The organism is Streptomyces tauricus, from assembly GCF_014650955.1.
In the GTDB taxonomy this organism is placed as follows: Bacteria; Actinomycetota; Actinomycetes; order Streptomycetales; family Streptomycetaceae; genus Streptomyces; species Streptomyces tauricus.
The window spans coordinates 287,043-312,619 of record NZ_BMVY01000007.1 but is presented as its reverse complement, the minus strand read 5'-3'; the positions used below and the strand labels follow the sequence as shown (position 1 = coordinate 312,619).

Here is a 25,577-nt window from a genome sequence, read left to right as displayed (position 1 = left end):
ACGTAACTCTTGCCCGGACGACCGGGCTCGGGGTCGAACAGCCCGGCCAGATCCCAGCCCCGATCGACGGGGAACCCGGACAGCCCCTCCGCCCCGTCGGCGACCAGGTTCCAGAGGTCTTCCGGTGACTGGACCCCTCCCGGGTAGCGGCAGGCCATCGCGACGACGGCTATCGGTTCGCGCAGGTCCGAGGTGAGCCGGCGATGCTGCGCGCGCAGCCGTTCGGTCTCCTTGAGTGATGTCCTGAGTGCCTGGAGGAGTTTCTCGTCGGAATTGGGCATCGTCGTTCACTCTTCCCGCGTCGTGTCATCGAGACCGGCGCCTTCGAGCGCCAGGGTGATCAGGCTTTCCGCGTCCATCACGTCGATGGAGAGTTCGTCGGAGGGGCTGTCGGCCGGAGCCGGGTCCCGTTCCTGGGCGCCGGCGAGTTCGAGCAGGCTGTCCAGCAGTCCCGCCTCGCGCAGCCGGTGCAGGGGGATGGTCCGCAGGATCCGCCGGACCGACTCCTCACCGGCGTCGGTCCCGGCCGAGTCGGGGGCCAGCTCCGCGGCGATGTGTGCGGCGAGGACACGGGCGTTGGGGTAGTCGAACACCAGTGTCGGCGACAGCCGCAGTCCGGTCGCCGAGTTAAGGCTGTTGCGCAGTTCGACCGCGCTGAGGGAATCGAAGCCGAGTTCGTTGAAGGCCCGTTCCGGCTCGATCGCGCGGTGGTCGCCATGTCCGAGGACGGCGGCCGCGTGGCTGCGGACCACTTCCAGCAACACGTCGTCGCGTTCGTCCGGCGGCACGCCGTCCAGCCGTCGCACAAGCGCCGCCGCGGAGTCCGCTCCGGCATCGATGGTCCGCCGGGAGGTCCTGCCCACGAGGCCCCTGAACAGATGGGGCAGGTCGCCGCCCGCTGCGGCAAGGGCTTTGAGGTCGAGCCGTACGGGCAGCAGGGCCGCGTCGTCCAACGTGCTCACGGTGTCGAACAGGGCGAGGCCCTGGCCAGCGGAGAGCCCTTCCGCCCCGGACCGGGCGATCCGTTTGGCATCGGCATGGTCCAGCCGGGCAGCCATACCGCCGGACTCCGTGGCCCATGGACCCCAGGCGAGCGACTGGGCGGGCAGGCCGTTCGCCCGCCGGTGTACGGCCAGCGCGTCCAAGTAGGCATTGGCAGCGGCGTAGTTGCCCTGCCCCGGAGCACCCAGCACGCCCGCCGCCGACGAGAACAACACGAACGCCGACAAACCCATGTCACGGGTCAGCTCATGCAGATGCCAGGCCGCGTCCACCTTCGGACGAAGAATCGTGTCCACCCGCCCCGGCGTCAGGGACGAGATCACCCCGTCGTCCAACACCCCGGCGACATGCACCACACCCGACAGCTCACGGCCCGACACCAACGCCGCGACCGCTTCCCGGTCCGACACGTCACAGGCCACCGCCTCGACCTCGGCACCCAGCCCGGTCAGCTCCGCACACAACTCAGCCGCCCCGGGCGACTCCGCGCCCCGGCGCCCCACCAGGACGAGACGACGCACCCCGTGCCCCGTCACCAGGTGCCGCGCCACGAGGCTGCCGAGTGCACCGAACGCACCCGTCACCAGGACAGCGCCGGCACTGGAGAACACCGAGGCCGGCCCGTCCCGCCCTTCCAGCGCCACGCGGCCCAACCGAGGGGCGTGTACGACGCCGTCGCGGACCGCCAACTGCGGCTCGCCCATGGCGGCTGCCGCCACCACCTCGGCAAGGCCGGTGTCCGCATCGAGGTCGGCCAGCACGAACCGCCCGGGATTCTCCGACTGCGCCGACCGCACCAGACCCCACACCGCCGCACCCGCGAGGTCCGTGACGTCCTCGTCACCCACGGACACCGCACCCGAGGTCACGATCAGCAGTTCGGCCGCCGCATAGCGGTCCTCGTCGAGCCAGGCCCGTACGACCGCGAGCACCTCGTGGGTGGCCTCCCGGACGGCGGTGGCGTCCGGCCCGCCGACCACCGGGAACACCACGAGGTCGGGGACCGTGTCATCGGGCTTCAACGTGTCCCACCGCACCCAGGCCGGTTCCTCGGCCGGAAGCGGTGTGGTCGGCGTGGTCGGCGTCCACTCCACCTTGAACAGCGATTCATGGAACCGGTGAGTTCCGGCGGCGGACGACAGATGGTCCGGCGCGATCTCGCGCAGCGCCAGTGACTCGATGGACGCCACCGGTCGCCCGGACATGTCGGTCACCCGAAACGACCGCGCGCCGGTTCCGGCCGGGGCCACGTGCACCCGCAGCGCCGTGGCGCCGGAGGCGAACAGCTCCACACCCGACCAGGAGAAGGGCAGGGCCACTCCCTCACCGGCCGCCCCGTCGGCCGCCAACGCGTGCAGAGCCGCGTCCAGCAGTGCAGGGTGCAGCCCGAAACCGTCCACCACCTCCGTATCGGGGAGCGCGACCTCGGCGAACACCTCCTCACCACGCCGCCACACCGCCCGCAGCCCCCGGAACACCGGCCCGTACTCCAGACCTGCCTCCGCCAACCCGTCGTACAGGCCGTCCAGTTCAACCGGTACGGCGTCCACCGGCGGCCACTGCCGCAGGTCGAAAGCCGCGTCCGTGCCGTCGGCGGAGAGGGTGCCCAGTGCGTGGCGCGTCCAGGGGGCGTCGCCGTCCGGACGGGAGTACACCGACACCGGGCGCTGCTCGGGCTGATCGGTCTGCTCGGGCCGATCAGTCTGCTCGGGCCGATCGGTCGTACCACTGGCACCGACGACGACCTGGACGGAGGCATGGCCGTCGGCGGGCAGGACGAGCGGAGCCTCCAGGGTCAGTTCCTCGAGGCGGCCACAGCCCAGTTGGTCTCCGGCGCGGATGGCCAGCTCCACGAACCCCGTGCCGGGGAACAGGGTGACTCCGCCCACCGTGTGGTGGGCCAGCCAGGGGTGTCCGTGGACCGACAGACGGCCCGTCAGGACGACACCGCCCGAATCGGGCGACGAGACGACCGCGCTCAAGAGCGGATGCTCGGCCGCCCCGAGTCCCATCGAGCGGGCGTCCCCGCCGATCTGCGAATCGACCAGCCAGTACTTCTGGCGTTGGAACGCGTAGGTGGGAAGGTCCACACGCCGGACACCACGCCCGTCGAACAACCTGCCCCAGTCGACCGCGACGCCACCGGCGTACATCGACCCGACCGCCGCCAACAACGCCGCGGACTCTTCCTGCTCCCCGCGCAGCGTCGGCACCGCCAACACGCCGGCCCCGGCGTCATCCACCACGGCCCGCGTCATCGCGGTCAGGACGCCGTCGGGTCCCAGCTCCACGAACCGGGTGACCCCCTCGTCCCGCAGCGCCTGGACGCCATCGGCGAACCGGACAGCGTGTCGTACATGCCGCACCCAGTAGTCGGCGCCGGTGACCTCCGCTGCCGCGACGACACGACCCGTCAGGGTGGAGACGATCGGGATGGCGGGCGCGCTGTAGTTGACGGTCTCGGCGACTTCACGGAAGGCGTCGAGCATCGGGTCCATGAGCGGGGAGTGGAAGGCGTGCGAGACGCGCAGGCGACTCGTCTTACGGCCGAGCGCGGCGAAGTGGGCCTCGATGGCATCGACTTGGGCATCCGTACCGGACACCACGACCGAAGTTGGGCCGTTGACCGCCGCGATCGCCACCTCCGTGTCGTCCAGCAGCGGGGCGACCTCGTCCTCGGTGGCCTGGATCGCGGCCATGGCCCCGCCTGAGGGCAGCGCCTGCATCAACCGGCCGCGAGCGGCGACCAACCGCGCCCCGTCCTCCAGCGAGAACACCCCGGCGACATGGGCGGCGGCAAGCTCGCCGATCGAATGACCCGCCAGGAAGTCAGGGTGTACGCCCCACGATTCGAGCAGCCGGAACAACGCCACCTCGATCGCGAACAGACCGGTCTGGGTGAACACCGTCTGCCCCAGCGGCTCCGGCCCGGACCACATCACCTCGCGTATCGGCCGTTCGAGATGCTGGTCCAGCTCCGAGCATGTCTCGTCGAGCGCTGCCGCGAACACCGGGAAGGCCTCGTACAACACCCGTCCCATGCCCACCCGTTGCGCACCCTGCCCCGAGAACAGGAACGCCGTACGGCCGGAGGTCCCCGTTCCCCACACCACTCCACGGCCGGGGTCGCCCTCCGCCAACTCGGCCAGGCTGGCCAGCAGTTCGTCACGGTCCCGGCCGACCACCACGGCACGGTGTTCCATGGCCGGGCGTGACGTGGCCAGGGAGAACGCCACATCGGCAGGGTCCAACTCCGGGCGGGCCGTGAGATACGCCCGCAGTTTCTCCGCCTGGCCTCGCAAACCGTCGACGGACCGCCCGGACAGCACCCAGGGAACGAGCGGGAGTTCGCCCGTCGCCGACTCGTCAGGCTCGGCCTTCGCTACGACGGGTGCCGCTTCGATGATGACGTGGGCGTTGGTGCCGCTGATCCCGAACGACGAGACTCCCGCCCGCCGCGGACGACCATCCGCCTCCGGCCACTCCCGCGCCTCGGTCAGCAACTCCACCGCACCCGACGCCCAGTCCACCTCCGGCGTCGGAGCATCCACATGCAGCGTCCGGGGCAGGACCCCGTGATCCATGGCCTTGACCATCTTGATGATCCCCGCCACGCCCGCGGCTGCCTGCGTGTGCCCGATGTTCGACTTGATCGACCCCAGCCACAACGGCGGCCCGCCCTCCGGACGGTCCTGCCCGTACGTCGCCAGCAGCGCCTGCGCCTCGATCGGATCACCCAGCGTCGTCCCCGTGCCGTGTGCCTCCACCGCGTCCACGTCCGCCGTACCGAGGCCCGCGGTGGCCAACGCCTGCCGAATGACCCGGCGCTGGGACGGACCGTTCGGCGCCGTCAGACCGTTCGACGCGCCGTCCTGATTCACCGCGGAGCCACGGACGATAGCCAGTACCGGGTGACCGTTGGCGCGCGCGTCCGACAACCGCTCCACCAGCAGCATCCCCGCACCCTCACCCCACGAGGTTCCGTCCGCCCCGGCCGCGAACGACTTCGCCCGCCCGTCCGGAGCCAACCCGCGCTGACGACTGAACTCGATGAACGTCTCCGGCGTCGCCATCACCGTCACGCCACCGGCCAGCGCCAGCGCGCACTCCCCCGACCGCAACGCCTGGATCGCCCAGTGCAGTGCGACGAGCGACGACGAGCACGCCGTGTCCACGGTCACCGCCAGGCCCTCAAGACCGAGCGTGTAGGAGATGCGGCCGGATGCCACCGAACCCGTACTGCTGTTATGGGCGTAGTCGTGGTACATCATCCCGGCGAAGACACCCGTCGAACTGCCCCGCAGGGCGGCGGGGTCGATCCCCGCCCGCTCCAACGCCTCCCACGACACCTCCAACAGCAACCGCTGCTGCGGATCCATCAACCACGCCTCGTTCGGACTGATCCCGAAGAACCCGGGATCGAACCCGGCCGCGTCGTAGAGGAATCCGCCCTCGTTCACGTAACTGGTGTGGGGCCGTGCCCCTTCGGGGTCGTAGAGCCTGTCGGTGTTCCAGCCGCGATCGGTCGGGAAGCCCGCCACCCCGTCGGCTCCGCTCGCGACCAGGTCCCAGAGGTCTTCCGGCGAGGCGACGCCGCCGGGATAGCGGCAGGCCATGCCCACGATCGCGATCGGCTCGTCGTCGGCCGGGACCCTGACGGCGGTGGTCTTCCCGATGGTGGGCGCGAAGCCCATGATCTCGTCCACCAGGTGCTGAGCCAGTGCCAACGGCGTCGGGTGGTCGAACACCAGCGTCGCCGGCAGCCGGAGCCCCGTCACCTGGTTCAGCCGGTTGCGCTGCTCCACGGCGGACAGTGAGTCGAAGCCGAGGTCGCGGAAGGCCCGTTCCGGCTCGACCCGGCCCGGGTCGTCGTATCCCAGTACCGATGCCGCCTGGACACGGACGGTGTCCAGCATCGTCGGTACGCGCTCGGCCACGGGCAGCGCGGCGAGACGGACCCGCAGGGTCGACGCGGAACCCCCTCCCGCCTCGGCGGTGCGGCGCGTGCGTCCCGCGAGGGCGCGCAGCACATGCGGGAGCGCGTCGCCCGCGGCGGCCAGGGCCCCGGCTTCCAGGCCTATCGGGATGAGCAGGGCATCGCTGGTCCGCAGGGCGGCGTCGAAGAGTCCGAGTCCCTGGTCGACGGTCAGGGCGCGGACCCCGGACCTGCCCATCCGCTGGGCGTCACCGCCGTCCAGCCGGCCGGACATGCCCGTCCCGGTGGACCACAGGCCCCACGCCAGCGACCGTCCCGGCAGCCCGTGCGCTCGCCGGTGAGCGATCAGACCGTCCAGGTACGCGTTCGCCGCCGCGTAGTTCGCCTGCCCCGGCGCGCCCATCACGCCGGCCGCGGAGGAGAACACCACGAACGCCGACAGATCCATGGCGCGGGTCAGTTCGTGCAGGTGCCGGGCGCCCAGCGCCTTGGGGGCGAGCACCGTACGTATCCGCTCGGGAGTCAGGGACGCGATCACTCCGTCGTCCAGGAGCCCGGCCGCGTGGACGACGGCGGAGAGGTCGCGCTCGTCCAGGAGCGCGGCCACCGCGGTACGGTCGGCCACGTCGCAGGCCGCCACCTCGACCTCGGCACCCAGCCCGGCCAGCTCCGCACACAATTCCCCGGCCCCCGGCGCCTGCCCGCCGCTGCGACTGGTCAGCAGCAGGTTCCGTACCCCGTGGGCGGTCACCAGGTGCCGGGCCACCAGAGCGCCCAGGCCGCCGGTGCCACCGGTGATCAGGACGGTGCCCGTGCCGAACGCCGGTTCCGTGTCCCCCGACTCGGCTGGGACGACCGCCCGTGTCATCCGCGGTACGTGACCGGCTCCGGCCCGGATCACCACCTGGGGCTCGTCGGCGGCGACGACCTGCGCGACCACATCCGCGAGGTCGCCGGGCTCGTCCACGTCGGCGAGCAGGAAGCGGTCGGGGTCCTCCGACTGGGCGGACCGGACCAGCCCCCATATCGCGGCGCCGGTCAGCTCTGGTACATCTTCGCCTTCGAGTGCCACAGCGCCCGAGGTGACGAACAGGAGCCGCGAGGACGCGTACCGCTCGTGCGCCGACCACGTCTGCAGGGCGGTGAGCACCCGGCTCACCCCGTCGACGAGTTCGCCGCCCGTGACGGGCAGAACGACGACGTCGGGTACGCCCACCGCATCGGGCAGATCAGCCGCGCCGGTTCCGTCAGGTGCGTCGGGTACGTCGGAGATCGAGTCCCACAGCCCCCAGGCGACCCCGGTCCCAGCCCCGGCCTCTTCCCCCTCCTTCACCGGCGTGGCCGACTGCCACTCCAGGCGGTACAGGGAGTCGTGCGACGTCGATGCGGAGACCGTCAGCTGCTCCGGCGAAACCGGGCGCGACAGCAGGGAGTCGACGGACAGCACAGGCCGCCCGTCCTCGCCGGCGAGCCGCAGGGAGACCCCGTCGGCTCCGGCCGGTGCCAGCCGCGCCCGGACGAACCGTGCGCCGGAGGCGAACAGCCGCACACCGTTCCACGCGAACGGAAGCACCGTCTCGTCCGGGTCCCTCTCTCCCTGCTCCGTCCCGTCCTGGTCCGCGCCGTCCCCGGCGACCAAGGCTGTGTGCAGGACCGCGTCCAGGAGTGCGGGGTGTACACCGAATCGTTCGGCTTCCCCCCAGCCGTCCTCGGGGAGGGCGACCTCGGCGAAGAGTTCGTCGCCGCGCCGCCACACCGCCCGCAAACCCTGGAACAGGGGTCCGTAGTCGTAGCCCGCGGCGGCCAGACGTTCGTACGGGCCGTCCAGCGGGAGCTCCGAGGCGCCCTCCGGCGGCCACGCCGTCAGACCGAAGTCGGCGACGGGGGCGGGCACTTCGGCGGTCAGTACACCGGTGGCGTGCCGGGTCCAGGGCGCGTCGGGCGAGCCCTCGCTCGGCCGCGAATGGATGCCGACCGGCCGGCGGCCTGCCCCGTCCTCCTCGTCCACCACCACCTGCACGGTGACACCGCCGTGCTCGGGCAGGACCAGGGGAGCCTGGAGAGTGAGTTCCTCCAGCACCCCGCTGCCCAGGTGGTCGCCGGCGCGGATAGCGAGTTCGACGAGCCCGCTGCCCGGGAACAGGACCCCGCCCAGCACCCGGTGGTCGGCCAGCCAGGGCCGGGTTCCGACCGACAGCCTGCCGGTGAGCACCGCACCGCCCGAGTCCGGCAGGGTGAGGACCGCACTGAGCAGGGGGTGGTCGGCGGGCAGCAGTCCCGCGCCGGCCAGGTCGCCCGACTCGGCCGCCCCCTCCACCCAGTACCGCTGTCGCTGGAACGCGTAGGTCGGCAACTCCACCGCGGCGGGCGGGTTCTCGCCCTGGATCGCCCGCCAGGACACGGGCACCCCTCGCACATGAAGCTGCCCGACCGCGGCGACCAGGGTGACGGCCTCGGGTCGGCCGGACCGCAGGACCGCCGTCGCGGTGATGTCGCCGGTCTCTTCCTCCAGGGCGGCTTGGGTCATCGCGGTCAGCACGCCGTCCGGACCGAGTTCCAGGAACCGGTTCACACCCGCGGTCCGCAGGGTCCGCACACCGTCGGCGAACCGGACCGCCTCACGGACATGCCGGACCCAGTAGTCGGCCGAGTCCAAGTCCTCCGCGGGCCCACCCGTCACGTTCGAGACGACAGGGATGGCGGGCGCGCTGTAGGTGACGGTCTCGGCCACCTCACGGAAGGCGTCGAGCATCGGGTCCATGAGCGGGGAATGGAAGGCGTGCGAGACCCGCAGCCGGTTCGTCTTACGACCCAGCGCGGTGAAGTGGGCCTCAAGCGAACCCACTTGAGCCTCGGCACCGGACACCACCACCGAAGCAGGGCCGTTGACCGCCGCGATCGCCACCTCCGCGTCACCCAACCGCGCAGCGACCTCGTCCTCGCTCGCCTGGACCGCGACCATCGCCCCACCCGAAGGCAACGCCTGCATCAACCGGCCCCGTGCGGCGACCAACTTGGCCGCGTCACCGAGCGAGAACACCCCGGCCACATGCGCAGCCGCCAACTCACCGATGGAATGCCCCGCCAGGAAGTCAGGCCGTATACCCCACGACTCCACCAGCCGGAACAGCGCCACCTCGATCGCGAACAATCCCGCCTGCGTGAACACCGTCTGTCCCAGCAGCTCCGGCTCGGACCACACCACCTCACGCACCGGGCGATCCAGATACCGGTCCAACTCGCCGCACACCGCGTCGAACGCAGCCGCGAACACCGGGAACGACTCGTACAACTCCCGGCCCATTCCCGCCCGTTGCGCGCCCTGTCCCGAGAACAGGAACGCCGTACGGCCGGAGGCAGTCACCCCTCGTGCCGTGCCCGGCCCGGCGGTGTCCTCGATCAGCGAGTCCAGGCCCGACAGGAGTTCCTCGCGGTCGCGGCCCACGACGACCGCGCGGTGTTCCAGGAGCGCCCGCGTGGTCGCCAGCGCATGGCCCACCTCCGCCGGGTCGAGGTCCGGCCGGGACAGCACATGCGCGCGCAGCCGTTCCGCCTGTCCGAGCAGACCCTGTTCGTCCCGGCCGGAGAGCACCCACGAGAGGGCCGGGGGCGGATTCGGCGTCGTTTCCCCGGCCTCCGTGGTAGCGGGTTCCGGTGCCGCCTCGACGATCACATGGGAGTTGGTACCGCTGACCCCAAACGAGGAGATCCCGGCGCGGCGCGGACGGCCCTCCGTCCACGGCCACTCCCGGGCCTCGGTCAGCAACTCCACCTCGCCCGACGCCCAGTCCACCTCCGGGGTCGGCTCGTCGATGTGCAGCGTCCGGGGCAGGACGCCGTGGTCCATGGCCTTGACCATCTTGATGATCGCGGCGACTCCCGCGGCGGCCTGGGTGTGCCCGATGTTCGACTTGATCGAGCCGAGCCACAGCGGGCGCCCCTCGGGGCGGTCCTGCCCGTACGTGGCCAGCAGTGCCTGTGCCTCGATGGGGTCGCCCAGCGTGGTGCCCGTGCCGTGCGCCTCCACCGCGTCCACGTCCGCCGCGCCGAGGCCGGCGTTGGCGAGCGCCTGCCGGATCACGCGACGCTGGGACGGGCCGTTCGGGGCCGTCAGTCCGTTCGACGCTCCGTCCTGGTTCACCGCCGTGCCCCGCACCACCGCCAGCACCGGGTGGCCGTTGGCGCGCGCGTCCGACAGCCGCTCCACCAGCAGCATTCCCGCGCCTTCGGCCCAGGCGGTCCCGTCGGCCGAGGCAGCGAACGACTTGGCCCGTCCGTCGCGCGCGAGACCGCGCTGCTCGCTGAACTCGACGAAGACGTCCGGAGCCGCCATCACCGCGACACCGCCCGCCAGCGCGAGGGAGCACTCGCCCGAGCGGAGGGCCTGTACGGCGAGGTGCAGTGCGACCAGCGACGACGAGCACGCGGTGTCGACGGTGACCGCCGGTCCCTCAAGCCCGAGCGTGTAGGAGATGCGGCCGGAGGCGACCGAGCCCGTATTGCTGTTGTTCGCGTAGTCGTGGTACATCATCCCGGCGAACACGCCGGTCCGGCTGCCCCGCAGGGTGGTGGGATCCACCCCGGCACGTTCGACGGCCTCCCAGGAGACCTCCAGCAGCAGCCGCTGCTGCGGGTCCATCCAGCGGGCCTCGTTCGGGCTGATCCCGAAGAACCCGGGATCGAAGTCGGCCGCGTCGTGCAGGAATCCGCCCTGGTCTACGTAGCTGGTGCCGGGGCGGGAGCCCTCGGGGTCGTAGAGGCGCCGGAGGTTCCAGCCGCGGTCGGTGGGGAAGGGCGTGATGCCGTCGATCCCGTCCGCCACCAGGTCCCACAGCTGGTCAGGTGTGGTGACACCGCCCGGGTAGCGGCAGGCCATTCCCACGATCGCGATGGGGTCGTCGTCCACGGGGGTGCGTACGGTCACCGGCGCGGCGCCCGCCGCCTCTCCCAGGCCGGAGATCTCGTCCGCCAGGTACCGGGCCAGCACGGTCGGCGTCGGGTGGTCGAACACCAGCGTCGCGGGCAGCCGGAGTCCCGTCACCTGGTTCAGGCGTCCGCGCAGTTCCACGGCGGACAGGGAGTCGAAGCCGAGTTCGCGGAAGGCGCGCTCGGCGTCGATCGCGTCCTGGTCGTCGAAGCCGAGCACCGAGGCCGCCTGGGCGCGGACGATCTCCAGGACCACCGCGCGTCGGTCGTCCTCGGGCAGCGGCGCGAGGCGTTCGCGCAGCACCCCGGCGGCGGCCGGTCCTGACGCCACCCGGCGGCGCGGGCGGCCGGTGTCCAAACCCCGCAGGACGTGCGGCAGTTCACCGGAGGCGTCGGCCGGTGCTGCCGTGTCGAGGGCGATGGGGACCAGGAGTGGTTCCGGCCGGGAGGTGGCGGCGTCGAACAGGGCCAGGCCCTGCTCGGCGGTGAGGGCGTGCACGCCGGAGCGCGCCATGCGGCGGACGTCGCCGTGGTCCAGCCCGCCGGCCATGCCGGTGCCCGTGGCCCACAGCCCCCATGCCAGGGACCGGCCCACCAGCCCCCGCGCGTGCCGGTGCTGGACCAGTCCGTCCAAGTACGCGTTCGCCGCCGCGTAGTTGCCCTGCCCGGGTGAGCCGAGCACGCCCGCGGCGGAGGAGAACACGACGAACGCCGACAGGTCCATGCCGCCGGTCAGTTCGTGCAGGAATCGGGCGCCCATGGCCTTGGGCGCCAGCACCGCGTCCAGGCGTTCCGGGGTCAGGGACGCGACCACGCCGTCGTCCAGGATTCCGGCCGCGTGGACGACCGCGGTCAGGGTGCGCCCGGCCAGCAGCGTGGCCAGGGCCGCCCGGTCGCCGACGTCGCAGGCGGCCACCTCGACATGCGCGCCCAGTTCGGCGAGTTCGTCCCTGAGCTGTCCGGCGCCCGGCGCGTCCTCGCCGCGTCGGCTCGTCAGCAGCAGGTCACGTACCCCGTGGGCCGTCACCAGGTGCCGGGCCAGCAGGGCTCCCAGACCGCCGGTCCCTCCGGTGACCAGGACGGTGCCCGTGCCGAACGGCTCGTCCGGGCTGTCGTCGGACCGGCCCGGAACCCGCGCCAGTCTCGGGACGTGGGCCGTCCCGGCGCGGACGGCGGTCTGGGGTTCGCCCAGTGCCAGCGGGACGACGCCCGCCAGGTCGCCGGGGGTGTCGGTGTCCACCAGTACGATCCGGTCGGGGTCCTCGGACTGTGCCGAGCGGACCAGGCCCCAGGCGGCGGCGGCCGCGAGATCGGTGACATCCTCGCCGTCCACCGACACCGCGCCCGAGGTGACGATCAGCAGCCGGGATGCCGCGTACCGCTCCCCGGCCGTCCAGGCCTGCAGCGCGGCGAGCACGTCGTGAGTGAGGGCCCGTACGCCGCCGGCCCGTACGTCGTCGGCCCGTACGTCGCTGACCCGAACCTCGTTGGCCCGTACCCCGTCGGCCTGTACCTCGTCGGCCCGTACACCGTCGCCCCGTACCTCGCCCGCCCCGACCGGCAGGACGACGACGTCGGGGACCGTGTCACCCACCTCGTCCCACGCGGCCCAGCTCAAGTCGCCGGGGGCCGTGGGGAATCCCGCGGGAGACCATTCCAGCCGGTACAGGGAGTCCGCGGAGGCCGACGCGGAAGCCGACGCGGTGGCCGCGAGCCGCTCGGGCGCCACCGGGCGGGACACCAGGGAGTCGACCGACGCGACGGGCCGACCGGCGCCGTCGGCGATCCGCAGCGCCACCCCGTCCGAACCGGCCGGGCTCAGCTGCGCGCGGACCACCGGCGCCCCCGCCGCGAACAGCCGCACCCCGTTCCACGCGAAGGGCAGGACCAGGTCGTCGCCCGCGTCCCCGGAGACCGCGCTCGTGTGCAGGACGGCGTCCAGCAGCGCCGGATGCAGACCGAAGCGGGCCGCGTCGTCCCAGGCGTCCTCGGGCAAGGCGGCCTCGGCGAAGAGTTCGTCGCCGCGCCGCCACACCGCCCGCAGGCCCTGGAACAGGCGCCCGTAGCCGTAGCCGGTCCCGGCGAGCCGCTCGTACGCGTCGTCCACCGGGACCGCGGTCGCGCCGGGCGGCGGCCAGGCGGAGAGGTCGAAGGCCGGTGCGGCCGTACCGGAGGTGAGCGTGTCGGAGGTGAGCGTGTCGGGGATGAGCGTGCCGCCTGCGTGACGGACCCACACCTCGTCGCCGGCCGTGCCGCCCGACCGGGAGTAGATCCCGACCGGTCGCCGTCCGGTCTCGTCCGCGCTCTCCACCACGACCTGGACGGTGACGCCGTCGTGGTCGGGCAGCACCAGCGGCGCGTGCAGGGTCAGTTCCTCGACCGTTCCGCAGCCGACGCGGTCGCCCGCCCGGACCGCCAGCTCCACGAATGCCGTCCCGGGGAACAGCACGGCACCGCCGACCACGTGGTCGGCGAGCCAGGGCTGGGTGCCCGGCGACACGCGTCCCGTCAGTACGGCCCCGCCGCCCTCCGGCAGGGTCACCGCCGCTCCCAGCAGCGGGTGTTCGACGGGCTGGAGGCCCACCGAGGTGACGTCCCCCGCAGTGCCGGCGCTCTCCAGCCAGTAGCGGCGGCGCTGGAAGGCATAGGTCGGCAGGTCGACCCGGGTGGCGCTGCCGAGCAGCGGCCGCCAGTCGACGGCGAGGCCGTGCACGTGCAGATGGCCGATTGCGGTGAGCAGTTGGGTGGCCTCGGGCCTGTCCCGGCGCAGGACCGGAACGGTGAGCGCCGTGTTCCCCGCGGCGTCGAGGCAGGCTTCGGTCAGGGCGGCCAGAACGCCGTCGGGGCCCAGTTCCACGAAGCGGCTGACGCCCGCCGCCCGCAGCGTCCGAATACCGTCCTGGAATCGGACGGTCCGACGGATATGACGCGTCCAGTATTCCGCCGACCCCAGTTCTTCGGCCGTTCGGCCGGTGACGTTCGAAATGACGGGGATCGAAGGAGAGGAATAGGAAAGTCCCGCCGCGATCCCCTCGAATTCGGCGAGCATCGGCTCCATCAGCGGCGAGTGGAAAGCGTGCGACACCCGCAGTCGGCTGGTTTTGCGGCCGAGTCCCTCGAAATGCCCGGTGATGCGCCGCACCGCTTCTTCGGAGCCGGAGACGACGACCGCGTCCGGCCCGTTCACCGCCGCGATGTCGACGTCGGCGCCCAGTCGTGCGACGACCTCGTCCTCGGCGGCCTGGACGGCGGCCATCGCGCCGCCCGCCGGGAGCGCCTGCATCAGCCGTCCGCGGGCGGCGACGAGCGTGGCCGCGTCCGCCAGGGAGAGCACCCCGGCCACGTGGGCGGCGGCCAGCTCACCGATCGAGTGGCCCGCCACGTAGTCGGGCACGACACCTGCCGCTTCCAGGAGGCGGAACAGTGCCACCTCGACCGCGAAGAGGCCGGCCTGTGTGTAGGACGTCTGATCCAGCAGGTCGGGTTCGGACCGGACGACCTGCGCCAGGGGGCGGTCGAGGTGCGGGGCGAACGCGGCGCAGACGGCGTCGAAGGCGTCCGCGAACACGGGGAAGGCCGCGTGCAGTTCCTGTCCCATGCCGGGCCGTTGCGAACCCTGGCCGCTGAACAGGAACGCGGTCGGCTCCCCGGGCACGGCGACGCCCCGCAGTACGCTCCCCCGCCCGCCGAGCGGTTCGCCGGCCGGCTCGGCCAACTCGCTGAGTCCCGAAAGCAGTTCGGCGCGGTCCCGGCCGACGACCACGGCCCGGTGTTCCAGCGTGGCGCGGCCGGTCGCCAGCGAGTACGCCACGTCGTGGAGGTCCGGTTCGGGCCGTGTACGGAGATGGGTGCGCAGTCGGCCGGCCTGGCCCCGCAGACCGGCGCCGTCGCGCGCCGAGAGCGTCAGGGCCACGGCCGGGGGCCGGTGCGCCGACCGGTCGACGGCATCCGGGCCGGACGACGACCCACCGGCGTCCTGACCCTGGCCCGGAACCGAACTCGGACCCGAACCCGGAACCGAACCCGGCGGGGGAGCCGGAGCCGGAACGGGAACCGAACCCGGCGCGGGACCCGAACCCGGAACGGGAGCCGGCGCCTGCCCCCGCGCCTCCGCCCCCGCTTCTGCTTCCGCTTCCGCCTGCTCAAGAATGACGTGCGCGTTCGTGCCGCTGATGCCGAACGAGGAGACCCCCGCCCGGCGCGGACGGCCCGTCCATGGCCACTCCCGCGCCTCGGTGAGCAGCCGGACACCGCCCGGCGACCAGTCCACGTGGGAGGTCGGCTCGTCCACGTTCAGCGTCCTGGGCATCACCCCGTGCCGTAGCGCCTGGACGGTCTTGATGATCCCCGCGACGCCTGCGGCGGCCTGCGCGTGACCGATGTTCGACTTGACCGACCCCAGCCACAGCGGAGTGTCCTGCGCGCGGTCCCGCCCGTAGGTCGCCAGCAGCGCCTGGGCCTCGATCGGGTCGCCCAGTACGGTTCCGGTGCCGTGCGCCTCCACGAGGTCCACGTCGTGTGTGCTCAGCCCGGCGCCCGCCAGGGCCTGCTCGATCACCCTGCGCTGCGAGGGGCCGTTGGGCGCCGTCAGCCCGTTGGAGGCGCCGTCCTGGTTGACCGCCGAGCCGCGGACCACGGCCAGCACCGGGTGGCCGTTGGCGCGTGCGTCCGAGAGCCGCTCGACCAGCAGCATCCCGGCGCCCTCGCCCCAGCCCGTGCCGTCCGCGGCGGACGCGAACGCCTTGACGCGGCCGTCCGGGGCGAGTCCGCGCTGGCGGCTGAACTCGATGAACGTCTCGGGCGTCGCCATCACCGTCACACCGCCGGCGAGCGCCAGCGAGCACTCCCCCGACCGCAGGGAGCGCATGGCCCAGTGCAGCGCCACCAGCGACGACGAGCACGCCGTGTCCACCGTCACCGCCGGTCCCTCCAGGCCCAGCGTGTAGGAGATGCGTCCCGACGCGATCGCTCCGGTGCTGCTGTTGAACGCGTAGTCGTGGTAGTTGACGCCGGCGAAGACGCCGGTGCGGCTCCCCCGGTACGCGGACGGGTCGATGCCCGCCCGCTCGAACGCCTCCCACGAGATCTCCAGCAGCAGCCGCTGCTGCGGGTCCATCGTCAGCGCCTCGTTCGGGCCGATGCCGAAGAACCCCGGATCGAAGTCCCCCGCCTCGTGCAGAAAGCCGCCCCGGTCGACATAGCTCTTGCCCGGACGGCCGGGTTCGGGATCGAAGAGGTTCGCCACGTCCCAGCCGCGGTCCCGCGGCAGGCCGGAGAGTCCGTCCCGTTCCTCCGCGACCAGGGACCACAGTTCCTCGGGCGAGGCGACGCCCCCGGGGAAGCGGCACGCCATCCCGACGATCGCGACGGGTTCCCGCTCCCGCTCCTCGATCTCGGTGATACGGCGTCGCGCGTCGCGCAAATCCGTAGTCGTCCGCTTGAGATAGTCGAGGAGTTTTTCCTCAGTGCTCATCTCGGCCACCCCGCGCCCAATCGACCAGCTTTGGCGTCCACAATGGATCCGCACTCGAACGGCAATCGAAACGGACGCTAGCGAGCGGCCACCGGGGCTCACCACCCTTACCCGCCCCTACCCCTGTGCCACCCCCGCGCCGTCACCGGACGGGCTGCTGAATGGCGCGAGGAAAAGCCGAAGAGCGAAGCGGGTATTCAAATCCATCGGGGCGCGCCCTGCCACCCGCACCTCCCCCTGTTCCCAACCCGCGCACCCCTGTTCCGGCCGTACGCCCCGGGGTCGGGGTCCGGCCGGCGAAGATCTCCATGGCGTCGGGGCCGCGACTTCATGCAGTGCAACTTTCGGCCAGCGGACTCGCCGCTTCTCGGCCTGCCCCGTCCATAGACTCACGCCGGGCAAGAGGAACAAATGTTCATACAGTTCACACGGAACGGGGCCGCTGTGAGGCTGATAGATCGCACCAAGGAACTGGCCGTTCTGGACTCGGCGAGTGCCGAGGCACTGTCCGGGCGAACCCGGACGGTGCTCATCGAGGGCGCGGCGGGCTGCGGCAAGAGCGCGCTGCTCGCCACCGTGGCCGAGCGCGCCGCCGCCAAGGCCGTGGTCCTGCACGCGGAGGGCACGGAGTCGGAGAGCGTCCAGCCGCTGGGGCTGCTCCGCCAACTGCTGGACGGCGTCTCTGCCGACGGGCGGCCGCAGCTGCCCGACCCGGACGAGGGGCCGCCACGCCCCGAGTCGATGCGGGAGTTCTGCACGTGGCTGCACGGTTTCGCCGCGGCCAACCCGGTCGTGTGCTCCATCGACGATCTGCACCACGCCGACGAACTGTCGCTGCAGTACCTGCGGTACTTCATCCGTCATGTGCGCTCCGCGCGCATCCTTCTCGTCGCGGCCGCCACGCCGCACCACGGGAGCGCCGACTCCTCGCTGCAGTCCGAACTGCTGCGCAGTCCCGCCTCCCGGTACGTACGGCTGCGCAGGCTCAGCCGTCTCGGCGTCGCCCAGATGCTCGACGCCGATCCTGAACTGTCCCGGCACCACGGGCTGATGGAGGATCTGCACCACATCAGCGGCGGCAATCCGCTGCTGGTGCGCGCATTGCTGGAGGACTGCCGCGCCGCGTGGCCCGAGACCGCCGAACCGCGGGCACTGCGGCCGGTGACCGGGGGCCTGTTCGCGCACGCCGTGGACACCTGTCTGCGCCGCAGCGGTCGCGCCGCCCGCGAGGTGGCCGCCGCGTTCACCGTGCTGGGCGGTCTCGGGACCCCCGAGCGGTCCGCCGAACTGCTCGGCATCAGTGTCTCGGCCGCGGCGCGCGGCATAGCGGCGCTCACCGCCGCCGGCATTCTCGACGGCTGCGGTTTTCGGCACCCGGCGGCCCGCGCGGCCGTCCTCGACGACTTCACCTCGGCACAACAGGCCGGGCTGCACCGCCGTGTCGCCCGGCTGCTGCACGCCACGGAACCGCACTCGGCCGCCGTGACGGGGCATCTGCTCGCCTCCGCACAGGCGGACGTTCCCTGGTCCGAGACGCCGTGGGCGACGGACATGCTGCGCGACCACGCGGAGCGGCTGCTCGCCCGGGACGAGCCGAGGCCGGCGGCAGCGGCACTGCAACTGGCGTACGAGGCATGCTCCGACGAGCGGATCCGGATCGACATCACCACCCGCCTGTCCACCGTCCTGTGGCGCTTCGATCCGAGAAGGGCGGAAAGCCTCCTCTCCTCCTCTCTCGACAGCGCACAGGGCGGCACGCTGACGGGGCCGCAGCTGGGCTCGGTCGCCCATGTGCTGGCCTGCCAGGGCCGGGTGGCCGAGGCCGCGGCGATCAACGACCGGATCGCCGAGTCCGCGAACAGGACGGGTGACACGAGTCTCCAGCTCCCCGAGCTGCCGGGAAGCCGCGTCCTCACCTCGTACTGGGATGTGCCGGACGCGGCGGACCGCAGCGCGGGTACGGCGGCGGAGCGGGTGCTGGAGCAGTCGGTCCTCACCGATACGACCCTGCACGCGCTGCACCAGGCGGTCCGCGCCCTCGCCCATTCCGCGCAGCCCGAGCGGGCCGCCCACTGGAGCCAGAGCCTGGCCGAGGAGGCCGAGCGCCGCGAGGCTCCGGGCTGGCAGGCACTGTTCACCACCCTGCACGCGGAGGTGCTGCTGCGGCTCGGTGATCTGCGGGGTGCCGAACTGCAGGCCTCCGCCGCCCTGGACGTCCTGCCGGAACCCACGGCGGGCGCCTTCGCCTCGGCGCCCACCGCGGTACTCATCCGCGCGCACACCATGACCGGGCAGTTCGCCGCCGCGGCGGACCGGCTGAACCGGCCCGCCGACGACCAGCTGTTCGACAGCATCCACGGCCCCGGCCATCTGCGCGCCCGGGGGCTGTACCACCTGGCCACCGACCAGTTCCACCTGGCTCTCGGCGACTTCACCGAGGCAGGCCGGCTGCTGAAGCGCTGGCAGCTGGACAGGCCCCTCGTGCTGCCCTGGCGCACGGACGCGGCGGAGGCGCTGCTGCGGCTCGGTGAGGTGCAGCAGGCGGAGCGCCTCATCCAGCGTCAGCTCGCCTCTCCCGACGCCCGCCATCCGTGGGTGCGCGGCGTCTCCCTGCGGACGCACGCGAGGACGGTGCCTCAGGAGGACCGCCCCGCGCTGCTCGGTCAGGCCGTCGAGGAGCTGCGCCGGTCGGGGGACCGGGTCGAGCTCGCGCGGGCGCTCGGCGATCTCGGCAGGGCCCTGCAGTCGGTCGGCGAGGCCACCCGGGCCAACACGATGACCCGGCGCGCGTGGAACCTCGCGCACATCTGCGGGGCCAAGCCCCTGTGCGAGGAGACGATTCCCGGCAGGGCGTCCAGGGACCTCACCCGGGAGCGGACCCTGATCCCGGCGACCACCGCGATCGACTCGAAGCTCAGCAGCTCGGAGCAGCGGGTGGCCGCGCTCGCCGCGCAGGGCTACACGAACCGTGAGATCTCGCTGCGGCTCTACATCACCGTGAGCACGGTGGAACAGCATCTCACCAAGGTCTACCGGAAACTGAAGATCACCCGGCGGCAGGATCTTCCCGTGGATCTCCAACTGGCGTCGGCGCAGGGCTCCTGAGAACCTCGTCCGCGGCGACCGAAGGCCGCCGCGGGTTTCCACCGTTTCTTTGCCTTGGCACGGTGACAACCGAGTTCTGGAATTCACGTCGGGCCAGCACGGAGGCATTTTGCACTCGGTCAAGAATTACTGTCGCAATAGGTGGTGAACGTCGCGCTGCGCGGGCGACTCCCCGGCCGGGGCACCGCCCGCACCGCGTCCGCCCGCCGACCCGAGCCACCTGACCCTGGCACAGCAGTGGCCCCTCCCCGCGAAGGGGAGGGGCCACTGAAACTCACGTCAACTACACGTGCGCGGCCAGCCGTTGTCGTCGGACAGGCCCTGGAGCCAGCGCTCCCCGCCCGCCTCACGCCTAGCCGGACCCGCTGTCCCGCGCGCGGACCCCGTCGGCAGTCCGCCCGAAATGATGCTTCTCATCACGAAGAGCCCCATGCATCCCCCATTGATGCTGATTCTGTTTATTCAGCGGAGAAGCGTCGTACGTCGTCATCGCTTCCCACCCCCCTTCGAGTGACGAGATCCAGGATGCCCGACTCCCGCGCTCCCCCCAAGTCAGCTCCGCTGGCGTAAAGTTGCATGGCAACAACTGAAGTCAGCACGGGGGAGAAGGACTGCATGGGAGGAATCAACGGCTCCACGCCGGAGTTCGCCGAACTCGACCACGCAAGCGCCAACGCTTATCGACATGCAATTCAGCGTGGCCAGTTCGTGCGAGAAGAAATAGCCGATGAATTACAGGCGTCCAGCACGGAAGTGTCCCGGATCGAGGGGGTACTACGCCACCTGCGGCTGCTGCAGCCGCTGCCCGGCGACCCTGACCGGCTGGCTCCCGTGAGCCCGGACGCCGCCGCCGCGGAGCTGCTGGGCTCCTCGGAGTGGCAGATACGCGAACTGCAACAGGCGGTCAGTGAAGTCCGCACCCGAATGCTTTCCCTGATGCCGACCTATTTCGAGGGTCGCCGCCAGCGCAATCAGATGGAAGCCTTCGACCTCATCACGGACGTCGACACCATTCGCGCCCTCCTGGACGAGCATCTGCTCCGGGCGCGCGCCGAAATGTTGACCGTTCAACCTGGAGGAGCCCGTCCACCCGAAGTTCTCGACACCGTCCGGAATTCAAATGTCGCCGCACTGGACCGGGGTGTCCGAATGCGCACCCTCTACCAGCACACGGCACGCAGCGATCTGGTCACCAGCGCCTATGTCTCCGAAGTCACCGCCAAGGGCGCCGAGATACGCACCACCGACGAACTCATCGACAGACTGATCATCTACGACCGCGAAGTCGCCTTCCTGCCGGAACAGAACCTGCCCGACCCCGGGCGCGGCGCGGTGATCATAAGAGAGCCCAACCTGGTCGCCTTCATGTGCTCGGTGTTCGACCACATGTGGCAGGGCGCCCTGCCCTTCCAGCCCGGCACCAGCACCCCCGAGCCGCTCGCCGACGAGGTCAAGGCGTCGATCCTGCGGCTCATGGCCAACGGGTACAAGGACGAGATGGTGGCCCGGCGGCTCGGCATGTCCGTACGCACCTGCCGTCGGCACATCGCCGAGATCACCGAGGAGTTGAAGGCCACCAGCCGTTTCCAGGCGGGGGTCAACGCCACGCTGTCCGGGCTGGTCCAGCCCAGTTCGCAGGAGTAGCCACCTCGCGGGCGAGAGCCGTCCGTGAGGTGTCGAAGCCGGCGTCGTACACGGCGGCACCCACGCAGTAACCGTTGGGCAGCAGGAAGGTGCGGAACGCCCACTCGGCACCCGTGCCGGGCGTTCCGTCGGGCCGGTGCACCTGCACGGGCTTGCCGTCGGGGCCGAACCCGAACTCCGTGAAGCGGAGCCGGTTCTCGGCCCCGATGGCCTTTCCGTAGGCCTCTTTGAGCGTACGGAGCCGCACCAGCGTCGGATTGCGGTCGGCCTCCGGCAGGTTGGCGAGCGAGATCAGCTCGTAGGGCGTGCACACATGCCCGCTCATCCCCGGGCCGGACGGCTGCCGGTCGGCGCGCTCCGAGTCCACCCCGATCAGGCCGGTGGTGGTGAGCCCCACCAGCAGCAGGTCCTCGGCGTGACTCAGGCTGATGTCGACCCGGTCGCAGCCGCGCAGATACGGGCGTCCGGCCGGCCCGTAGCCGAGTTCCAGGTTCTCGGGGTCGCCGCACGGCATCGCGCCGGCCGCGTGTTTCAGCAGCAGGCGGCCGGCGACGTGCCGGATCCGGGCCTCGGGGCGGGCGAAGTCGAGATAGCGGGACCAGTCCCGGCCCAGCAGGCGGCGCATCTCCGGGACGTCCTCCGGCTCGGGGCACCAGTCGGCCAGCCGCGTGTGCACGAGGGCGGTCCCGCACTGCCGGAGATCGCGGAACACCCGTTCCCAGCCGTCGTCCCGGTCCAGGACCTCGACGGGTTCACGGAGCGGGGGTCCCACGGTCGAGTCGCCCGGAAGCGTCATAACGCGTCCCAGGGGAGCACGCGGCCCGCACGGCCGGCCGGAGAACCGCTCTGCCCACGGCCCCCCGCTCCGCGGCCCGCCTTCACCGGATCCGATGCCGTTCCGGGATCCCCGCACATCCGCCGCACCGAACGCGAGTGCCTGCCCAACGCCGTCTCCCGCCTCAAGACAGGGCACCCCCGGAGAACCACGAGGACACCGCTTACGCTACGAAGTCCGCACGTACGTCAAACCCCATATGAGACCAGTCGGCGCCCCTGCGGAACAAGGGGACCCGCCGCGCCCGAAGGGGAGAGTGTGGCCGATTTATCGACATGAGGATTCGGAACAGGCGTGTGGGCGCGACCGTCGCCGGCCGGATTACCGATTACGCGAACCGGTGCCCCCTGACGTTCCTGCCGTCTCTCCAAAACAATCCTCACCCATTGAATCAGTCTCCGGAGCATCGGAGCACTGATCAGTGAATCATGGGCCCACTCGGCGAAGAGGCCGACAGAACACCGGCACTTAATGCCGTGCAAGTTGTGGCCATCAGCGGAAACGTCTCGGCCATGATCGACGGACTCGACCGTGGAATCCGGAATGCGGCCCACGAGAAAAGGGCCCCCGCAGGCTGTCGCCTGCGAAGACCCTTCACACCGTCGGGACGACAGGATTTGAACCTGCGACCCCTTGACCCCCAGTCAAGTGCGCTACCAAGCTGCGCCACGTCCCGATGCGCCTCGCCGCGGTGAACCGCGTGATCGCGCGAACAGAACCTTACCGCACCCAAGGCGATGCCTCGAAGACGGCGAGTAGGGCGAGCAGGGCGGGTAGCACGAGCAGGGCGGGCAAGGGGGACAATCGAGGGATGAGTGACACTTCTGGCGACAGGCGGGACCGGGACACCGAGGGCCGCGCGCGCAACGCCCGGCCCCGGGACGGGCTCGGGCGACCCCTGCCGTACGGGGTGGACGGAGTGGAGCGGCAGCCCGAGGGGGTGGTGCGCGCCCCGGAGGACACGGTCACCGAGGCCCAGGTCCTACTGACGGCGGGGAAGCCGTTCCACGCGCACGAGGTCTTCGAGGACGCCTGGAAGTCGGGCCCCGACGAGGAGCGGGCGCTGTGGCGAGGGCTTGCCCAGCTCGCGGTGGGCCTGACGCACGCGGCCCGGGGGAACGTGACGGGCGGGGCCCGGTTGCTGCGGCGGGGGGCCGGCGCTGTCGAGGAGTGGGGCGCGGGTTCCGGGAACCCCCGTCCGTACGGGCTCGCGCTGGCCGAACTGGCCTCCTGGGCGCGGGAATTGGCGGGTTCCGTGGAGCGGGACGAGACTGCCGTGGACGCGTCGGCGCGGGCGCCGCGGCTGCGGGGCGGCGACTCGTAGGCCGCCCGCGGCCGGACGGGGTGACCGCTGTGACGCCGTGCGGCCGTGACGCCGTGCGGCGGGCTCGGGACGTGCGGGCGATTCATGGCAGCTCAGCGGCCCGCACCTCCGTACGACCCGTACCCCCACGCCGCCCGCACCCCCATGCGGACGGCCCCGCATGCACACCCCACCGGCCGGTGTGAAGCTGACCGGTGTGACGACCACCGACACCGCCGGACCCCCCGCAGGACCGCCCGCCGCCGAAGCGCCCGCCGCGCAGCCGCCCGTGCTGGACAAGCGCCGTCGCAACGTCGTCTTCGTGACGATCATGCTCGGCATGCTGCTGGCCGCGCTGGACCAGACGATCGTGGGGACGGCCCTGCCCACGATCGTGTCGGACCTCGGCGGCGCGGAGCACATGTCCTGGGTGGTCACCAGCTATCTGCTGGCGGAGACCGTCGCCACGGTGCTCGTCGGCAAGTTCGGTGACCTCTTCGGCCGGAAGCTCGTCTTCCAGGCGTCGGCGATCATCTTCATCACCGGCTCGTTCCTGTGCGGTCTCTCCTCGAACATGCTCCTGCTGATCTCCTGGCGGGCCATGCAGGGCATCGGCGCGGGTGGTCTGATGGTCACCGCGATGGCCCTGATCGCCGACGTGATCCCGCTGCGCGAGCGCGGCAAGTACCAGGGTGCGATCGGCGCGGTGTTCGGTGTCGCCACCGTGATCGGTCCCCTGCTCGGCGGCCTCTTCACCGACCACCTCACCTGGCGCTGGGCGTTCTACGTCAACGTCCCCATCGCGATCCTCGTCGTGGTGGCCGCGGCCCGCACGATCCCGGTGGTGAAGTCGCCGTCCCGGCCGGTCATCGACTATCTGGGCATCGCCCTGGTGGCGGTCGGCGCCAGCGCCCTGATCCTGGCGACGAGCTGGGGCGGCAACGAGTACGCCTGGGGCTCCCCCACGATCATCGGGCTCTTCGCGGGCGGTGTCCTCGCCCTCGCGGCCTTCTGCCGGGTGGAGACCCGCGCGGCCGAGCCCATGCTGCCGATGCGGCTGTTCGGCAACCCCGTCTTCACAGTCTGCTCGATCCTCAGCTTCATCGTGGGCTTCGCGATGCTCGGCGCGATGACGTTCCTGCCGACGTATCTGCAGTACGTGGACGGCGACTCGGCGACGGTCTCCGGCGTACGCACCCTGCCCATGGTCGTCGGTCTGCTCATCGCGTCGGTGTTCAGCGGCAACGTCATCAGCAAGACCGGCCACTACCGGATCTTCCCCATCGTCGGCTCGCTGGTGATGGGCGTCGGGCTCTATCTGCTCTCCCTGATGAACAGCGGCACCAGCACCTGGCTCTCCTCGCTCTACATGTTCGTGCTCGGCGCGGGGATCGGGCTGTGCATGCAGGTCCTCACCATCGCCGTGCAGAACACCGTCGAGTACACCGACCTGGGTACGGCGACGTCCGGCGTCACCTTCTTCCGTACGCTCGGCAGTTCCTTCGGGACCGCGGTCTTCGGCACGATCTACGCCAACACGCTGAAGCCGAACCTGGCGGACGGGGTCGCCGAGGCGGCCCGGATCGGCGGGACCGACCCCGCGGCCGTCACCAAGGCGGCGACCAGCCCTGAAGGGCTGCACAGCCTGCCGTCGGCGACCGCCGCGCCTCTGGTGAAGGCGTACGCCGAGACGCTGCAGACCGTCTTCCTGTGGACCGTGCCCGTGGCGGCGCTCGGATTCCTGGTCTCCCTGTTCCTCAAGCAGGTGCAGTTGCGCGACAGCGCGCGGATGGGGTCCACGGACATGGGCGAGGGCTTCGCGACCCCGTCCGCGGCCGACAACAAGCAGCGGCTCGAAGCCACGGTCGGGAAGATCCTCGGCGGTACCGGGCCCGAGACCCTGCGCCGGATCGTCGTCGAGGCGGACACCCGGCTGGACATCGCGGCGGCCTGGACCGTCATGCAGGTCGAGCTGTTCACCCGGATGGTCGGCCACGCCAGTCTTTCGATGATCGCCGCCCGCCGCCATATGCCTCCGGAGGTACTGGTGCCGGTCTTCCAGCGCATGGTCGACGAGGGCTACCTCACCCGTGAGGGCGGCCTCTTCTCCCACACCGAGGCGGGGGCGCGCGAGGCGCGGGTCATCGGCGAGGCGTGGGCGCGGTGGTTGGCCGACCGGGTCGAGCGGGACCTCGGGCGGCCGTCGGGGGCGGAGCTTCGTGTCGCCGTCGACAGCATCGCCAAGCGGCTCCTGGTCGAGGACCTGAGCGACGACACGCCGACGGAGGCCGGGGCCGGGGGCAAGACCCTCGCCACGGCCACGGCGGAGGGTGGCCGCCGGTAGCTCCGCCGC

The 25,577-nt window shown here is 71.7% G+C and carries 7 protein-coding genes and 1 tRNA gene; 4 read left to right on the top strand and 4 right to left on the bottom strand.

Annotated elements, in window-relative coordinates; all coding sequences use genetic code 11:
* Together IE278_RS14835 and IE278_RS42255 are read right to left on the bottom strand one after the other, a co-directional pair.
* Window positions 1-281 (bottom strand): beta-ketoacyl synthase N-terminal-like domain-containing protein (locus IE278_RS14835; RefSeq protein WP_189772406.1); only part of this gene is annotated, 281 nt, incomplete at its 3' end.
* Between the two features lie 6 nt (window positions 282-287).
* Window positions 288-16,337: an SDR family NAD(P)-dependent oxidoreductase gene (locus IE278_RS42255; RefSeq protein WP_246570318.1), complete on the bottom strand. Its 16,050-nt coding sequence runs from the start codon at window positions 16,335-16,337 to the stop codon at window positions 288-290.
* Window positions 16,338-16,781: 444 nt separating this feature from the next.
* On the opposite strand from IE278_RS42255, the gene IE278_RS14805 reads away from it, so the two are divergent.
* Complete coding sequence (locus tag IE278_RS14805; RefSeq protein ID WP_189772405.1) at window positions 16,782-19,442, top strand: AAA family ATPase; 2,661 nt, start codon at window positions 16,782-16,784, stop codon at window positions 19,440-19,442.
* A 615-nt stretch (window positions 19,443-20,057) separates the two neighbouring features.
* Window positions 20,058-21,086, top strand: coding sequence for a helix-turn-helix transcriptional regulator (locus tag IE278_RS14800; protein ID WP_189772404.1), 1,029 nt, complete (start codon window positions 20,058-20,060; stop codon window positions 21,084-21,086).
* Here IE278_RS14800 and IE278_RS14795 read toward each other — a convergent pair.
* Together IE278_RS14795 and IE278_RS14790 are read right to left on the bottom strand one after the other, a co-directional pair.
* Window positions 21,040-21,882, bottom strand: a complete 843-nt coding sequence (locus IE278_RS14795) for a 4'-phosphopantetheinyl transferase family protein (protein WP_189772403.1) — start codon at window positions 21,880-21,882, stop codon at window positions 21,040-21,042. The genes IE278_RS14800 and IE278_RS14795 overlap by 47 nt on opposite strands.
* A 641-nt stretch (window positions 21,883-22,523) precedes the next feature.
* Window positions 22,524-22,597, bottom strand: a tRNA-Pro gene (locus IE278_RS14790).
* Window positions 22,598-22,732: 135 nt separating this feature from the next.
* On the opposite strand from IE278_RS14790, the gene IE278_RS14785 reads away from it, so the two are divergent.
* On the top strand, window positions 22,733-23,245 hold the full coding sequence (locus IE278_RS14785; protein WP_189772402.1) for a DUF309 domain-containing protein: 513 nt from the start codon (window positions 22,733-22,735) through the stop codon (window positions 23,243-23,245).
* A gap of 160 nt (window positions 23,246-23,405) precedes the next feature.
* Window positions 23,406-25,568, top strand: a complete 2,163-nt coding sequence (locus IE278_RS14780) for an MDR family MFS transporter (RefSeq protein ID WP_189772400.1) — start codon at window positions 23,406-23,408, stop codon at window positions 25,566-25,568.
* Window positions 25,569-25,577: the final 9 nt, after the last annotated feature.

Excerpts from the sequence above, each read along its gene's own strand:
- IE278_RS42255 (WP_246570318.1), bottom strand. The coding sequence starts at position 16,337 with ATGAGCACTGAGGAAAAACTCCTCGACTATCTCAAGCGGACGACTACG.
- IE278_RS14800 (WP_189772404.1), top strand. The coding sequence starts at position 20,058 with ATGGGAGGAATCAACGGCTCCACGCCGGAGTTCGCCGAACTCGACCAC.
- IE278_RS14795 (WP_189772403.1), bottom strand. The coding sequence starts at position 21,882 with ATGACGCTTCCGGGCGACTCGACCGTGGGACCCCCGCTCCGTGAACCC.
- IE278_RS14785 (WP_189772402.1), top strand. The coding sequence starts at position 22,733 with ATGAGTGACACTTCTGGCGACAGGCGGGACCGGGACACCGAGGGCCGC.
- IE278_RS14780 (WP_189772400.1), top strand. The coding sequence starts at position 23,406 with ATGCACACCCCACCGGCCGGTGTGAAGCTGACCGGTGTGACGACCACC.